Raw genomic sequence first — 15,261 nt, 5'->3', positions numbered from 1 at the left:
AAGGAGGTGTGCAATGAGTCTCGTTAGTTCCCTCAAGAAAGCCTCCGGCTCCCTGGACGACTTCAAGTCCAAGGCGTCCGGTGCCGGTACCGCGGCCAAGGGGATCGGCAGCAACAGTCAGAAGGGCGCCGATCAACTCAAGGCGCTCAAGACCGCCGCCGACGGTTCCGGAAAGGAGTTGAAGGACCTCAAAACGTCCTCCGACCAGGCCGAGAAGTCTCTCGCCAAGGCCGGAAAGACCGGTTCCAGCGCCGGCACCAACCTCGGCAAGTACGAGACCGGGGCAGGCAAGGCGGCCAAGGGCCAGGACAAGATGAACAAGTCGATGAAGGGCAACTTCTTCGGCCTGCTCATGAGCCTGCTCCAACCGCTCATCGACAAGGTCATCGACATGGTGACCAACTCGAAGACCATGCAGAAGGTCCTGAAGCAGGCCTTCGAGGTCATCAAGGCCGTGATCAGCAGCGTCATGAAGGCCATCGAGCCGATCATGAAGAACGCCGGCAAGCTGATCAAGTCGGTCTGGAGCGGCATCAAGACGGCGATCACGAACATCGTCAAGGCCATAGCCACGGCCATCAGGACCTACGTCACCGTATGGAAGTCGATCATCACCGGCGTCCTGAAGGCGATCAGCACGGTCGTCTCCACCGTCTGGAAGGGCATCAAGGCCGTCATCTCGCCGGTCGTCAGCTGGGTCAAGTCCGCGATCCCGGACGCCTTCCGGGCCGTGAAGGACCGCCTGTCCAGCATCTGGGGCGGCCTGAAGGGCATCGCCGGCCGGGCCTTCAACGGCATCCAGGGCGCGGTCCGCGGCCCGATCAACGCCGTCATCGGGCTCATCAACCGCGCGATCGGCGCCCTCAACGGCATCCACGTCTCCATCCCCGGCTGGGTCCCGGGGGTCGGCGGCAAGACCTTCGGCGTCAGCCTGCCGAGGATCCCCGCGCTGGCCACCGGCGGTGTCGTCATGCCCCGCTCCGGCGGCGTCCCCGCCCTCCTGGCCGAGGCCGGCGAGGCGGAAGCCGTCCTCCCTCTCAGCAAGCTCGACCGTCTCCTCAAGGCAGCGGCCTCACGGGGCCGGGCGTACGCGGGCGTCTCGGGCACCGACGGCAGCGCACTCCACATAGAGAACTACTACGCCGCCGACAAGAGCACCCCCCAACGCACCGCCGACGCCCTCATGTTCCTGGCGAAGGCACGCGGATGAGCAGCGCGGCCGCACTCCGCAATCCCCTCGCCGGCGCCGCCCCCGCCCTGCGCACCTTCCGGACCAGGGTCGACCAGGTCCAGTCCGGCGTACGGTCCTTCGCCCAGCGCGTCACAGGCGCCGCCGCCGACATCGACCGCGTCACCACCCCCGCCACCCAAACTGCCACCGCCGTACAGCAGATCAAGACGAGCGCAGACACCGCCGCCCGTTCCGTCACCAGAACCGGCCAGACAGCCGCCACCACCGGCGCCTCCGGCATCAAGTCCACCGCCACCAAGGTCAGATCCGCCGGAAAATCCCTCGGGGGACTCACCACCAACCTCGGCGGTGTCTTCGCCATCGTCGGCACCCTCATCGCAGCCTCGGGTGTCCTCGGCGGCCTCCTCGACACCTTCGGCACAGCCATGACCATCGGCTCCGGCGTAATGATCATCATCAACGCCCTCACCCGCGCCAACCCCCTCGGCTTCGTCGCCGGCATCCTCCTCCCCCTGGCGGGCTGGCTGCTGGACATCGCGCTGAACTCCGAGACCGGCCAACGCCTGATGGACCAACTGGCCACGCTGATCCTGAAGTACGTCCAGAGCTACCTCACGATCCTCGGCCCGATCCTCAAACTGATCGCCGGCGCGGTGAACACCTACGTCACCGGCTACCTCACCCTGATCACCACCACCCTCTCCGTCCTCCACACGATCATCAGCACAGGCTTCGCCGCCCTCAAAGCACTCACCACCGGCGACACCCGCGCCCTCACCAGCAAGGTCTCCACGATCTGGAGCGGCTTCAAGAACGCCGTCAAACCGGCCCTGAACTGGATCACCAAGGAAATCCCGGCCGCCTTCACCCGGGTCAAGAACGCCACCTCCAACACCCTGCGCGCAATGGGCCAGTTCGTCACCACGGGCGCCCAGACCGTCGCCGGGGTCGTCAAGGGCCCTGTCGAAGGCCTGGTCGCCTTCGCGAACTGGGTGATCGACGGCCTGAACAAGCTCAGCTTCAGCATCCTCGGCAAGAAGTTCGGCGTACACCTCAGCAAGATCCCGATGCTCGCGGAGGGCGGCATCGCGATCCCCGGCGCCCGCACCGGCAGGGTCCTGTCCCTCACCGCCCTGGAACGACAACGCGCCCTCGCCGCCCGCGGCCGAACGCCCAGGCACGCCCAACGCACCCCCCACATCAGGGAGTTCCACGAGAGCAACGGCACCGGAGCCCACGGCACCGCGACCGACCTCCTCTTCCTGGCCTCCGCCCACGCCCGCGCGTGAAACGGCACGCACCCCTGACAGCGAGGTGACGGCCCCATGGCCGATCAGACGACGCCCACATCCACCACACTCACCACATCGACCGACGACGTACCCCCCGGCTCACTCATCACCCGCGACGGGCAGATGCAGTGGGCCGGACTGCTGCTCGGCCCCGGTACGCCGTACGAGATCGGCAGTGACGGCCTGACCGGCTGGGAGGACCTGCCGGACTACGACACCACAGACGCCGACCACCCCACCGCGCACGGCGCCTGGCCGGGCGCACGCTACGCCAAGCCCCGCAAGGTAGGCGGCTCGATCTGGACCGTACCCCCGCAGGACGACACGGCCTCCTCCCTCTCCGCGATGCGAGCCCTGCGCCAGGCACTCCTGCTGGGCGACTCCGAACGCTGGCTGGCGGTACGGCTGCACGGCGAGACCCTGGCCATCCGAGCCCGGGTCAGCCAGCGCGTCCTCGCCGCCGACCGGACGTACACCACACAGGGCGTCTCCAAGGCGTCCGTCCAGTGGTACGCCACCGACCCCCGCCGCTACACGGTCGACGAACAAACGGCGGTCACCGGCGCCCCGCAACCAGAAAGCGGCCTCACCTGGCCCCTGACCTGGCCGCTGAACTGGGGCCAGGCGTCATCCACCGGCGACGTGGGCGCCGACAACTCCGGCTCGGCGCCCACCCACCCGATCCTCACCTTCACCGGCCCCTGCACCAACCCCACGGTCACAGACCGGACTTCGGGCCGCCGGCTGCGCTACGAGATCGGACTGGCGACCGGCGACGAACTGGTCGTAGACACAGCGGCCGGCACAGTCACCCTCAACTCCACAGCCTCCCGCCGCCACACCGCGGCAGCGGACAGCAGCCCCGAGGAACTCTTCGCCTTCGAACCGGGCCGAGCCGACCTGGCCTTCCGCCCCGACACCTACGACACCGGCGCCCAACTGTCGGTCCGCTGGCGCTCGGCGGATTGGTAACGCCCACGAGCCCGCAGCCGCCGACGAGACGGGAGCGGGTCGTGGCGGTACGGCGCAGCCCGCCGCGTAGCCGGCACCAACCCCCTCAACCGTGGTGACAAACCCAGGGGCCCGAGTGCGGCGGGCTCGCCGTACCGCCACGACCCCGACCCCACAGCACACCCGCGGGCGCACCCACCCCACCCCAAACCAAACCACCCCACCCCACCCCAGGAGACCCATACATGAACCTCCGCAGCGCATGGGTGGCCGAGACCGGCCAGACCCGCGAGGACACCCGCCTGACCCAGCTGGGCGCGACCACCCCCGCCAACCCCCTGGAAGTCCGCTCCGGCATCCTCCCCGGGAGCTACGACGGCCTCAACCGCATGTCCGGCTTCTGGCTGGAGGGCGCGGCAGGGGCGATGTCGGCAACCGTCCACGAGGGCCGCGCCGTAGTCGCGGCGGGCGCCACCCAGGGCGCCTACCCGGTCACCCTCCCCGAACCGACCGCCCTCACCTTCACCGACGGCGACGCGACCAACCCCCGCATCGACCTCGTGGTCCTCAGGATCTACGACTCCCTCTACGACAACTCCGGCCAGACGAAGGCGACCCTGGAAATAGTCAAGGGCACCCCGGCCGCAACCCCAACACCCCCGCTGATCCCCGGCATCGGACTCGCCCTCTACCAGGTCAAGGTCGCCGCAGGCATCAGCGCCGGCAAGGGCGGCATCACCTGGAGCACCGACGTCACCGACCTCCGCACCCCCGTGGTCGCGGTCGGCGGCATCCTCCCCGCGTACGGCGAGACCGGCACCGGCGCCTACCCGGGCCAGTTCCGCGACTCCGGCGGCGCGCTCCAGCGCTGGGACGGCTCGGCCTGGGTGTCGTACGCCAGCGCGCTCGGCGGCATCGCCCCGGCCGGCGCGGTCGCCACGGCGAGCTACACCGGCCAGTACAGGGACACCTCCGCCGGGGTACTGCAACGCTGGAACGGCACGAGCTGGATCAACTACCTCCCCTCCCCGACCTGGACCGACTACACCCCGGTATGGGGCGCCGAGACCGGCACCACGCCCGCGATCGGCAACGGCACGCTGGCGGGGTCGTACGTGAGGCTGGGGACGGTCGTACACGTCCGGATCTACCTGAAGATCGGCTCCACGACCAACCTGACCGCCCAGGACGTCAACGCCAACTGGACGTTCCGGCTTCCGGTCCTGCCGGTCGCCACCCCCACGTGGAAGCTCGACGGACGGGTGCTGAACGCGGAGTACTTCGACTCCTCCAGCGGGCTGCTGTACCAGGGCAGCGGCCTGCTCGCGGTGAGCGGCGCCCTCGGCTTCGTCCGCTCGGTGCGCGACACCCTCGCGAACAACGACGTCATCTGGGACAAGTCGGCGCCCGTCACCTGGGGCACCGGTGACGTCCTGTCCATCCACGGCACCTACGAGTGTGCGCCGTGACCGTGACCTCCGCATGGCTGTCCCCGGACAGCCAGACCCGCGCCGACACCCGCACCGCCCAGATCGGCGCGCTCACCCCGGTCACCGACATCAAGGGCCGCTCGGGCGTCCTGCCGGGCTCCGACGGCGGGGTCTACCGCGTCACCGGCCTCTGGCTGGCCGGCACGACCGGCACCATGAGCGGCACCGTCGGCGTGGGCCGGGCCGTGGTCCAGTCGTCGATCGCCCGCGGCGCCTACCCGGTCGCGGTCACCGAACCGGTCCCGCTGACCTTCACGGACGGCGACGCCCTGTACGGCCGTATCGACCTGGTCGTGCTGCGGATCCACGACGACGAGTACGACGGCTCGGGCCGCAGCGAGGCCGCGGTCGAGATCGTGCGGGGCACCCCGGCCGCCGTCCCGGTCGCCCCCGCCGTACCGGACGTCTCGCTGCCGCTGTTCACGGTGGCGGTGGCCGCCAACACCAGTTCGGGCGGCGGCGGTATCCCCTGGACCACCGCGAGCACCGACCTCCGCCCGACGACCGTTCCGCTGGGCGGCATCCTGCCGACCCGCTCCGACGACACCGCAGCGGGCGGCTACCCCGGCCACTACCGCGACATCACCGACACGCTCCAGCGCTGGAGCGGCACGGCCTGGGTGCCGTATCCGAAGGGACTCGGCGGTATCGCCCCGGCGGGCGCACTGACGACCGGCGGCTACACGGGCCAGTACCGCGACACCGCAGCCGGCCAGCTCCAGCGCTGGAACGGCACCGCCTGGCAACCCGCCCTACCGGGCCCGGCGTTCGCGCAGTCGCTGGACGCGGGTTACACCACGTCGACGACGTACACGGCAACGCTCACGGACACCGCGCTCACCACGCTCACACTCAACTTCACGGCGCCACCGTCCGGTTCGGTGATCATCGCCCTGGGCGCCCGCGTCTACACGACGAGCAGCGAGACGACGACCGCGCACATGTCCCCGCAGGTCACCCTCGGCACCACGGTGATCTGGGCGGCGGACGACGAACGAGCCGCGTCCGGCTCAGGCGCGGTCGGCAAGTCGGTCTCGACCCAACTACGGCTCAACTCCCTCACCCCGGGCGCCACTTACACGATCACGGCCATGCACAGATCGACGTCCTCGACCGTCCCCGCCTGGTTCGACACGATCCACCTCCGCACAGACCCCATCGCCTGACGCTGCGACTCCCCACCCTCCACAACTCGCCTCTCCCCCAACTCCCCACCCCCAGAACGGAGTTCACCCATGCCCACCCGCTCCGGCTGGCTGTCCCCGGACAGCCAGTCCCGCGAGGACACCCGGCTCATCTCGCTCGGCGCCCTCACCCCGACCTCCGCCGTCCAGGTCCGCTCCGGCATCCTCCCTGGATCGTCCACCGGCCTGTACCGCATCAATGGCTTCACCCTGACCGGCGCCACCGGCACCATGAGCGGCACCGTCAGCCCCGGCCGAGCGATCGTCCAGTCCACCGACACCCGCGGCGCCTACCCGATCGCGCTGACCGAGTTCGAGAACGTGACGTTCGCGGACGGCGACGCCCTCTACGGCCGTATCGACCTCCTCGTCCTGCGGATCTACGACGACGTCTACGACGGCTCGGGCCGCACCGAGGCCGTCGTCGAGATCGTCCAGGGCACCCCCGCGGCCACCCCGGCGATCCCGGCCACCCCCGACCTCGCCGTCCCGCTGTACCAGGTCGCCGTACCCAAGAACACGAGCGCGGGCACCGGCGGCATCGCCTGGACCACCGCCCTCACCGGCGTCCGTACCGCGACGGTCGCGATCGGCGGCATCCTCCCGGTCACCACCGACTCCACCAACGGCTCCTACCCCGGCCAATACCGCGACCTGAACGGCCAGTTGCAGCGCTGGAACGGCACCGCCTGGACCGACTACCCGGTCCTGCCGACCTGGCAGAGCTGGACCCCGACCTGGACCACCACCAGCGGACTGGCGACCCCGTCCTTCGGCAACGCGGCCCTGAGCTGCCGGTACGTGAAGTTCGGGACGACCGTGCACCTGAACTTCCAGATCGTCTTCGGCAGCACCACCTCCTTCGGCACCAGCCCCACCATCAGCGACGGCTGGCGCTTCTCGCTGCCGGTCGCCGCCGCCGCGACCCGTATGTCGATCGGCTTCGCCGAGATGTCGGCCAACACCGCGAACAACCGCGTCATGGCCCGCATCTACCCCAGCACCACCGGGGGCTTCGAGCTCGTCACCGCCTCGGGCCAGCCGACCGCCGTCGCCCTCGCCAACACCGGCGGAGTCGACTCCATCACCCCGTGGACCTGGGCGAGCGGCTACACGATCTTCGGCACCGCGACCTACGAGGCCGCCGCATGACGACCGTCAACACGCCCTACCGGGCGATCTTCTGCGACCTGCTCACCGACAGCACCATCGACATCCTCCCCCTGCGGGACGTCACGGTCGACGACTACATCGGCAAGGCCGGCTCCCTGTCGGGCACGATCCCGGTCCCGGACGCGGCGATGGCCGCCCGGGTCCGCCGTATCGAGGAGGGCCGCACCTCGGTCTACCTCCAGCGCGGCAACGATCTGTGGTGGGGCGGCATCGTCTGGACGAGCACGCTTCAGAGCGACGACCAGGGCGTGCTCACCCTCGGCGTCCAGGCGGCGACCTTCGAGTCGTACGCGGGACGACGCCTGATCCGGGCGACGACACCCGAGTACGACCCCGGCTACCAACTAACGCTCACCGGCGACCAGTTGGACATGGCCAGGGCCCTGTGGACGGACCTCCAGACCGCACTCCCCGGCGGCGACATCGGCGTCAGTCACGGCACCGAGACCTCCGGGGTGACCCGCTCGGCGAGCTACCGCGACGGCGACGAGACGGTCTACCTCGACGCGCTGGACGCCCTGGCCGCGCTGGAGAACGGCTTCGAGCACTACATCTCGGTGTACACGGACCCGACGACCGGCACCCGCGTACGCCGCCTCCGCCTCGGCAGCCCGAAGATCCTCACCGGGGCGACCGACCTGGTGATGGACAGGCCCGGCACGATCCTGGCGTACTCCTTCCCCCGGGACGCCACCCGCGGCGGCACCACGGACCGGGCCCGAGGCGCCTCCACCAACACGGACCAGGCAAGCGAGTCCCGCCCCCTGTGCTCCACGGTCGCGGTCGCCAACAACCTGATCGGACAAGCGGGTTACCCCCGCATCGACCTCACCTCGGACCACAACGACATCACCGACGCGGCCACCCTCACCGCGCTCGCCCGCACCGAACTGGCCGCGGCCACCGGCGCGGTGGTGATCCCCGAGATCAGCGTGCGCCTGGACGACCTGGTCCCGTCGGCGCTGATCGGCCGCACGGTCCGCATCCGGATCACCGACGAGTGGTACGCCGAGGGCCTCGACACCCGTTACCGGATCATCGGCGTCAAGGTCAGCCCCGCCCAGCGCGGCCGCCCCGACACCGCCGACCTCTACCTGGAGGAGGCCTGATGCCCCAGCTCCCCGAAGACATCATCGACCGGCTCACCCAGATGGAACGCCGCATCCAGCAGCTCTCCACCGCGGTCAACACCCGCCCGGCCCTCAACACGGTCTCGGGCGGCACGCTGGAGGTGGGCCCGGCCACCGGATCCCCGGTCTTCAAGATCGGCAAGTGGCCCGGCGCCGACGAGTACCGCATGGAACTCCGCCGCCAGACAGGCCAGTTGGCGATGAGCATGTACAACGGCGACGGCACCGCCACCTCACTCCAGCCCCTCCGCCTCTACGACAAGGCAGAGCGCGAGATCCTCTCGGACGACATCAGCACGGGCGGCCTGGCCCGCCCCTGGCTGAACATGCTGCCCCCACAGGACACGAGCACGACCCGCTGGCCACAAACAACCTCAACGTCAATGACGACGATCGCGATGTCCTACAACATCGCCTGGCAGCCGAAGATGCGCCTGGTCATGAACACCCGCGCCAGCTCCGGCGCCACCGGCTCCGTCCAGGTCCTCGTCAACGGCGCCCAGTGGGGCAGCACGGTCAGCGCCGGCACGGACTTCATCTACGAGGCCCTGATCAGCTCCGACTTCGGCACGGTCTACGGCACCCAGCTCAAGGTCGAGGTCCAGGCCCAGGTCACCAGCGCCTCCGGCACGGTCTACGCCAACCCGATCCTGATGTACGGCCGCCAAACCTGAGAAGGGACACGACAACCCATGGACATCGACACCACCCAACCCTGGGGCCTGGCCATCGACTTCGCGGGCCGAGCCACCATCACCGAGGCCGGCCACACGATCTACGTCAACGTCTCCGACTCCAGCTACAACAGCATCATCGCCCCCGACTCGGTCAGCGGCACCTACGCCCCCGTGACGGTGGCCGCCCAGTTCACAGAGTGGGGCGCGAACGGCTCCGCCATCCGCGGCAGCGCCCGCACCACAATCATGCCCATCGGCACAGCGATGGTCGTCCCCGACCAGACCGCCATCCAGACGGTGGTGGCCTCGGCCTTGGCCAACTTCGTTGAAAACACAGCCGCGTACACGACCTTGGCCGCCAAGTGGACCCCGCCGACCGACGGTTCGGGCGAGGGAGACGGCGACGGCGACGGCGACGGCGACGGCACCGAGGACCCCACGGCGACCGCCTAACCCTCCAACTCCCCGCACCCTCACGCCTTCAGGGCCGCGGGCCTGCACCGACCATGCGGCTACCCCCGCGCGAACGCACCCAACCCACTCATCCCGCCCACCCCAACCCCCCAGGGGCGCGGGGAACTGCGCGACCAGCCCCCACCCACCCGCACTCCGCACACGACCCGAGCCACCCACCCCGGCCCGGGTTTTTTCATGCCCACCCCCGCCGACCAGGAAGGCACCCCATGGCCACACCCCTCTCCCCCGACGCCCTCATCACCGCCCTCAAAGCCGAGGGCATCACCGTCATCGAGCACCCCGGCTGGCGCACCAACAACCGCAACAGCAAGGGCAGTTGGGGCCCGGTGAACGGCGTCGTCATCCACCACACCGTCACCACCGGCACCACAACCTCCGTCAACCTCTGCTACAACGGCCACTCCGAACTCCCCGGCCCCCTCTGCCACGGGGTAATCGCGAAGGACGGCACGGTCCACCTGGTCGGCAACGGCCGAGCCAACCACGCAGGCAGCGGCGACGGAGACGTACTGAAGGCAGTCATCGCCCAAAGCGCGACCCTCCCCGCCCCGAACCAGAACAACACGGACGGCAACGTCCACTTCTACGGCTTCGAGTGCGTCAACCTCGGCGACGGCAAGGACCCCTGGCCGGCAGTCCAGCTGGACGCGATGGTCCGAGCCTCGGCCGCCCTCTGCCGAGCACACGGCTGGAACGCCCACTCGGTCATCGGCCACAAGGAGTGGACGAACACCAAGATCGACCCGCGGGGTTTCACGATGGCCGACTTCCGCACCCGGGTGACCACCCGCCTCGGCACCAAGGTGACACCGCCCGCCAAGCCCGCCCACCAGCCCTTCCCCGGCGCCGACTGGTTCAAGAAGAACCCCAATTCGGCGATCGTCACCGCGATGGGCAAGCGCCTAGTCGCCGTCGGCTGCTCGGCGTACACCTCGGGTCCCGGCCCCCAGTGGACCACCGTGGACAAGGCCTCCTACGCCAAGTGGCAGCGCAAGCTCGGCTACACCGGCACCGCGGCGGACGGCTGGCCGGGAGCCACGTCCTGGATCGCGCTGAAGGTCCCGTACAGCTCCTGAACCCCTCGGAAAGGCAAGGTCCACCCATGTCAGAGGCCGCCAAGCGCACCCTCCGTACCGTTCTCCAGACCGCTGTCGGCCTGTGTGTCCTGCTGCCGGCGGTCGTCGACGCCGCCGGTGTCCCGGACACCCTGCCCTGGGTGGCCGCGGCGCTGGCCGCAGCCGCCGGCGTCACCAGGGTCATGGCCCTGCCCGCCGTACAGGCGCTGTTGCCGTCCTGGCTGCGCACCGACGGGCCGGCGGCCGGGGACGGCGCGCTGCTGAAGCTGGTCAAGGCCGAGCCGGAACGGGAGGACGCGTGAACGAACCCACGTCCCTGTCCGACCCGATCGCCGTCGCCGTGGAACTGGAACGGCTGCGCGGAACCGTGGAGGCCGGCTTCGCCCGGGTCGACGGCTCCCTCGCCCTGCTGGTCCAGCGCAGCGACCAGACCGACCGCCAACTCGCCGACCACGAACAGCGGTTGGACGCCCTGGAACGCTCCCGCTGGCCGCTCGCCAGCATCGGCGCCCTGGCCGCCATAGCGACCGTCGTCGTCACGGCCTGGGAGCTGACAACGCACTGAGCAGTATGTGGAAACGCCGAAGGGCGGCACCCCGTGCGGGGTGCCGCCCTTCAACGCGTTTCAGCTACTCACTGGTTGTACGGACCGTAGTCGTAGTCCTCCAGCGGGACGGCCTGGCCGGAGCCCGTGCCGAACGGCGAGTAGTCGATGTCGTCGTAGCCGACGGCCGAGTACATCGCGGCCTTGGCTTCCTCGGTCGGCTCGACCCGGATGTTGCGGTAGCGGGACAGGCCCGTACCGGCCGGGATGAGCTTACCGATGATGACGTTCTCCTTGAGGCCGATCAGGGAGTCGGACTTGGCGTTGATCGCCGCGTCCGTCAGAACCCTGGTCGTCTCCTGGAAGGACGCCGCCGACAGCCAGGACTCCGTGGCCAGCGAGGCCTTGGTGATACCCATGAGCTGCGGACGACCGGAGGCCGGGTGACCGCCCTCCTGGACCACACGACGGTTCTCCTGCTCGAAGCGCGAACGCTCGACCAGCTCGCCGGGCAGCAGCTCGGCGTCGCCGGACTCGATGATCGTCACGCGGCGGAGCATCTGCCGGATGATGATCTCGATGTGCTTGTCGTGGATCGACACACCCTGCGAGTTGTAGACCTTCTGGACCTCGCCGACCAGGTGGACCTGGACGGCACGCTGACCCAGGATGCGCAGCACGTCGTGCGGGTTGGTGGCACCCACGGTGAGCTTCTGGCCCACCTCGACGTGCTCGCCCTCGCTGACCAGGAGACGGGCGCGCTTCGAGATCGGGAACGCCGTCTCGTCGCTGCCGTCGTCCGGGGTGACGACGAGCTTCTTGGTCTTCTCGGTCTCCTCGATCCGCACGCGGCCCTGGGCCTCGGAGATCGGGGCGACACCCTTGGGCGTACGAGCCTCGAAGAGCTCGACGACACGGGGCAGACCCTGGGTGATGTCGTCACCGGCCACACCACCGGTGTGGAAGGTACGCATCGTCAGCTGGGTACCGGGCTCACCGATGGACTGGGCGGCGATGATGCCGACCGCCTCACCGATGTCGACCAGCTTGCCGGTGGCCAGCGAGCGGCCGTAGCACATGGCGCAGGTGCCGACGGCGGACTCGCAGGTCAGGACCGAGCGGGTCTTGACCGTCTCGATGCCGTGCTTGACCAGCTCGTCGATGAGGACGTCGCCGAGGTCGGTGTTGGCCGGGGCCAGCACCTTGCCGTCGACGGTGATGTCCTCGGCCAGCGCACGGGCGTACACGCTGGTCTCGACGTTGTCGGCCTTGCGCAGGACACCGTCCGCGCCGCGCTCCGCGATGTGCAGCTTGAGGCCGCGGTCGGTGCCGCAGTCCTCCTCGCGGATGATGACGTCCTGGGAGACGTCGACCAGACGACGGGTGAGGTAACCCGAGTCGGCGGTACGGAGGGCCGTGTCGGCCAGACCCTTACGGGCACCGTGGGTGGAGATGAAGTACTCCAGCACGGACAGGCCTTCACGGAAGGACGCCTTGATGGGACGGGGAATCGTCTCGTTCTTGGCGTTCGACACCAGACCACGCATACCCGCGATCTGACGCATCTGCATCATGTTTCCTCGGGCACCCGAGTCGACCATCATGAAGATGGGGTTGGTCTTCGGGAAGTTCGCGTTCATCGCCTCGGCGACCTCGTTGGTCGCCTTGGTCCAGATCGCGATGAGCTCCTGCGTGCGCTCTTCCTTGGTGATCAGACCGCGCTCGTACTGCTTCTGGACCTTCTCGTCCTGCGCCTCGTAGCCCTTGACGATCTCCTTCTTCGCCTCGGGAACGACGACGTCGGAGATGGCCACGGTGACACCGGAACGGGTCGCCCAGAAGAAGCCGGCCGCCTTCAGGTTGTCGAGCGTCGCCGCCACGATGACCTTGGGGTAGCGCTCGGCCAGGTCGTTGACGATCTCGGAGAGCTGCTTCTTGCCCACCGAGTAGTCGACGAACGGGTAGTCCTCGGGCAGCAGCTCGTTGAAGAGCGCGCGGCCCAGGGTCGTACGCAGGCGGAAGGTGTCACCCTGCTGCCACTCGGGCTCGCCCTCCTCGCGGACCGGCGGCACCCAGCCACGCGGCGGGATGGTGCCCACCGGGAAGCGGATGTCCACAGCCGACTGGAGCGCCAGCTCGCCGCCGTCGAACGCCATCGTCGCCTCGGCCGTGGAGCCGAACGCGCGGCCCTCGCCCTTGACGTCGCGGAGTTCACCGTCGGTGGTGAGGAAGAACAGACCCAGCACCATGTCCTGGGTCGGCATGGTGACGGGACGACCGTCGGCCGGCTTCAGGATGTTGTTCGAGGACAGCATCAGGATGCGGGCCTCGGCCTGCGCCTCCGCGGAGAGCGGCAGGTGCACGGCCATCTGGTCACCGTCGAAGTCCGCGTTGAACGCGGTGCAGACGAGCGGGTGGATCTGGATGGCCTTGCCCTCGACCAGCTGCGGCTCGAAGGCCTGGATGCCGAGGCGGTGCAGCGTGGGCGCACGGTTCAGCAGAACCGGGTGCTCCGCGATGACCTCTTCGAGGACGTCGTAGACGACCGTGCGGCCGCGCTCGACCATGCGCTTCGCCGACTTGATGTTCTGCGCGTGGTTCAGGTCCACCAGGCGCTTCATCACGAACGGCTTGAAGAGCTCCAGCGCCATGGCCTTCGGCAGACCGCACTGGTGCAGCTTCAGCTGCGGGCCGACGACGATCACGGAACGCGCGGAGTAGTCCACACGCTTGCCGAGCAGGTTCTGACGGAAACGACCCTGCTTGCCCTTGAGCATGTCGCTCAGGGACTTCAGCGGGCGGTTACCCGGGCCGGTGACCGGACGGCCACGGCGACCGTTGTCGAACAGCGCGTCGACGGCCTCCTGAAGCATGCGCTTCTCGTTGTTGACGATGATCTCGGGGGCACCGAGGTCGAGAAGGCGCTTCAGGCGGTTGTTGCGGTTGATCACACGGCGGTACAGGTCGTTCAGGTCGGAGGTCGCGAAGCGGCCACCGTCCAGCTGCACCATCGGGCGGAGGTCCGGCGGGATGACCGGGACGCAGTCGAGGACCATGCCCTTGGGGCTGTTGGAGGTCTGCAGGAACGCAGACACCACCTTGAGCCGCTTCAGCGCACGGGTCTTCTTCTGGCCCTTGCCGGTACGGATGATCTCGCGAAGCCGCTCGGCCTCTTCGTCGAGGTCGAAGGACTCCAGGCGCTTCTGCAGCGCCGCGGCACCCATCGAACCGTCGAAGTACGTGCCGAAGCGGTCACGCAGCTCGCGGTAGAGGAGCTCGTCACCTTCGAGGTCCTGGACCTTGAGGTTCTTGAACCGGGTCCACACCTCGTCCAGGCGGTCGATCTCGCGCTGCGCACGGTCGCGCAGCTGCTTCATCTCGCGCTCGGCACCTTCGCGCACCTTGCGGCGCACGTCGGCCTTGGCACCCTCGGCCTCAAGCTCGGCCAGGTCGGTCTCGAGCTTCTTGGCGCGGGCCTCGAGGTCGGAGTCACGCCGGTTCTCGACCTGCTGACGCTCCACGGAGACGTGCGCCTCCAGCGAGGGCAGGTCACGCGTACGGCGCTCTTCGTCGACGAACGTGATCATGTACGCCGCGAAGTAGATGACCTTCTCGAGGTCCTTCGGGGCGAGGTCGAGCAGGTATCCCAGACGCGACGGGACACCCTTGAAGTACCAGATGTGGGTGACGGGCGCGGCCAGTTCGATGTGGCCCATCCGCTCACGGCGCACCTTGGCGCGGGTCACCTCGACGCCGCAGCGCTCACAGATGATGCCCTTGAAGCGAACGCGCTTGTACTTGCCGCAGTAGCACTCCCAGTCCCGGGTCGGACCGAAGATCTTCTCGCAGAAGAGTCCGTCCTTTTCGGGCTTGAGCGTGCGGTAGTTGATGGTCTCAGGCTTCTTGACCTCGCCGTGGCTCCACTGACGGATGTCGTCAGCGGTGGCCAGACCGATCCGGAGCTCATCGAAGAAGTTGACGTCGAGCACTATGCGTCAATCCCTCTCAGGGTTGTAAGTCTTGGGGTCTGATACGGGGGTCCTGGGGCCGGAGACCTGCGCGCGGCAGGTCTCCG

At 68.9% G+C, this 15,261-nt stretch carries 13 protein-coding genes; 12 read left to right on the top strand and 1 reads right to left on the bottom strand.

Going from position 1 to position 15,261, the window contains the following annotated elements; genetic code table 11:
• Positions 1 to 13: 13 nt before the first annotated feature.
• The 12 genes from R2B38_RS24655 (at position 14) to R2B38_RS24600 (ending at position 11,207) form a co-directional block, all read left to right on the top strand.
• A complete protein-coding gene (locus R2B38_RS24655; RefSeq protein WP_318018200.1) occupies positions 14 to 1,210 on the top strand; it encodes a phage tail protein in 1,197 nt (398 codons plus the stop codon).
• On the top strand, positions 1,207 to 2,481 hold the full coding sequence (locus R2B38_RS24650) for a tape-measure protein (protein WP_318018199.1): 1,275 nt from the start codon (positions 1,207 to 1,209) through the stop codon (positions 2,479 to 2,481). The genes R2B38_RS24655 and R2B38_RS24650 overlap by 4 nt, the downstream gene beginning before the upstream one ends.
• A 36-nt stretch (positions 2,482 to 2,517) precedes the next feature.
• Entirely contained in the window at positions 2,518 to 3,456 is a 939-nt protein-coding gene (locus tag R2B38_RS24645; protein ID WP_318018198.1) for a phage distal tail protein, read from the top strand.
• Between the two features lie 224 nt (positions 3,457 to 3,680).
• Positions 3,681 to 4,904, top strand: coding sequence for a hypothetical protein (locus R2B38_RS24640; protein WP_318018197.1), 1,224 nt, complete (start codon positions 3,681 to 3,683; stop codon positions 4,902 to 4,904).
• Positions 4,901 to 6,091, top strand: a complete 1,191-nt coding sequence (locus R2B38_RS24635; protein ID WP_318018196.1) for a hypothetical protein — start codon at positions 4,901 to 4,903, stop codon at positions 6,089 to 6,091. Before R2B38_RS24640 ends, R2B38_RS24635 begins: the two co-directional genes overlap by 4 nt.
• A gap of 69 nt (positions 6,092 to 6,160) precedes the next feature.
• A complete protein-coding gene (locus R2B38_RS24630; protein ID WP_318018195.1) occupies positions 6,161 to 7,261 on the top strand; it encodes a hypothetical protein in 1,101 nt (366 codons plus the stop codon).
• Positions 7,258 to 8,391 carry a hypothetical protein gene (locus tag R2B38_RS24625; protein WP_318018194.1) on the top strand — a complete coding sequence of 378 codons (1,134 nt, stop codon included), beginning with the start codon at positions 7,258 to 7,260 and terminating at the stop codon, positions 8,389 to 8,391. The genes R2B38_RS24630 and R2B38_RS24625 overlap by 4 nt, the downstream gene beginning before the upstream one ends.
• Positions 8,391 to 9,086, top strand: coding sequence for a hypothetical protein (locus R2B38_RS24620; protein ID WP_318018193.1), 696 nt, complete (start codon positions 8,391 to 8,393; stop codon positions 9,084 to 9,086). The genes R2B38_RS24625 and R2B38_RS24620 overlap by 1 nt, the downstream gene beginning before the upstream one ends.
• Positions 9,087 to 9,104: 18 nt before the next feature.
• Entirely contained in the window at positions 9,105 to 9,542 is a 438-nt protein-coding gene (locus tag R2B38_RS24615) for an ATP-binding protein (protein WP_318018192.1), read from the top strand.
• A 230-nt stretch (positions 9,543 to 9,772) separates the two neighbouring features.
• On the top strand, positions 9,773 to 10,642 hold the full coding sequence (locus tag R2B38_RS24610; protein WP_318018191.1) for a peptidoglycan-binding protein: 870 nt from the start codon (positions 9,773 to 9,775) through the stop codon (positions 10,640 to 10,642).
• A gap of 26 nt (positions 10,643 to 10,668) precedes the next feature.
• The gene (locus tag R2B38_RS24605) at positions 10,669 to 10,944 is read left to right on the top strand and encodes a hypothetical protein (protein ID WP_318018190.1); all 276 of its coding nucleotides are present in this window, start codon (positions 10,669 to 10,671) and stop codon (positions 10,942 to 10,944) included.
• Positions 10,941 to 11,207 carry a hypothetical protein gene (locus tag R2B38_RS24600; protein ID WP_318018189.1) on the top strand — a complete coding sequence of 89 codons (267 nt, stop codon included), beginning with the start codon at positions 10,941 to 10,943 and terminating at the stop codon, positions 11,205 to 11,207. Before R2B38_RS24605 ends, R2B38_RS24600 begins: the two co-directional genes overlap by 4 nt.
• Before the next feature lie 68 nt (positions 11,208 to 11,275).
• On the opposite strand, the gene R2B38_RS24595 is transcribed toward R2B38_RS24600, so the two are convergent.
• The gene (locus R2B38_RS24595; protein WP_033279981.1) at positions 11,276 to 15,175 is read right to left on the bottom strand and encodes a DNA-directed RNA polymerase subunit beta'; all 3,900 of its coding nucleotides are present in this window, start codon (positions 15,173 to 15,175) and stop codon (positions 11,276 to 11,278) included.
• Positions 15,176 to 15,261: the final 86 nt, after the last annotated feature.

The organism is Streptomyces sp. N50, assembly GCF_033335955.1.
Lineage (GTDB): Bacteria > Actinomycetota > Actinomycetes > Streptomycetales > Streptomycetaceae > Streptomyces.
This window is presented reverse-complemented; position numbering and strand designations above follow the sequence as displayed.

Bases quoted from the DNA above. Each gene is read 5' to 3' on its own strand.
- R2B38_RS24655 (WP_318018200.1), top strand. From the start codon at position 14: ATGAGTCTCGTTAGTTCCCTCAAGAAAGCCTCCGGCTCCCTGGACGAC.
- R2B38_RS24650 (WP_318018199.1), top strand. From the start codon at position 1,207: ATGAGCAGCGCGGCCGCACTCCGCAATCCCCTCGCCGGCGCCGCCCCC.
- R2B38_RS24645 (WP_318018198.1), top strand. From the start codon at position 2,518: ATGGCCGATCAGACGACGCCCACATCCACCACACTCACCACATCGACC.
- R2B38_RS24640 (WP_318018197.1), top strand. From the start codon at position 3,681: ATGAACCTCCGCAGCGCATGGGTGGCCGAGACCGGCCAGACCCGCGAG.
- R2B38_RS24630 (WP_318018195.1), top strand. From the start codon at position 6,161: ATGCCCACCCGCTCCGGCTGGCTGTCCCCGGACAGCCAGTCCCGCGAG.
- R2B38_RS24625 (WP_318018194.1), top strand. From the start codon at position 7,258: ATGACGACCGTCAACACGCCCTACCGGGCGATCTTCTGCGACCTGCTC.
- R2B38_RS24620 (WP_318018193.1), top strand. From the start codon at position 8,391: ATGCCCCAGCTCCCCGAAGACATCATCGACCGGCTCACCCAGATGGAA.
- R2B38_RS24615 (WP_318018192.1), top strand. From the start codon at position 9,105: ATGGACATCGACACCACCCAACCCTGGGGCCTGGCCATCGACTTCGCG.
- R2B38_RS24610 (WP_318018191.1), top strand. From the start codon at position 9,773: ATGGCCACACCCCTCTCCCCCGACGCCCTCATCACCGCCCTCAAAGCC.
- R2B38_RS24605 (WP_318018190.1), top strand. From the start codon at position 10,669: ATGTCAGAGGCCGCCAAGCGCACCCTCCGTACCGTTCTCCAGACCGCT.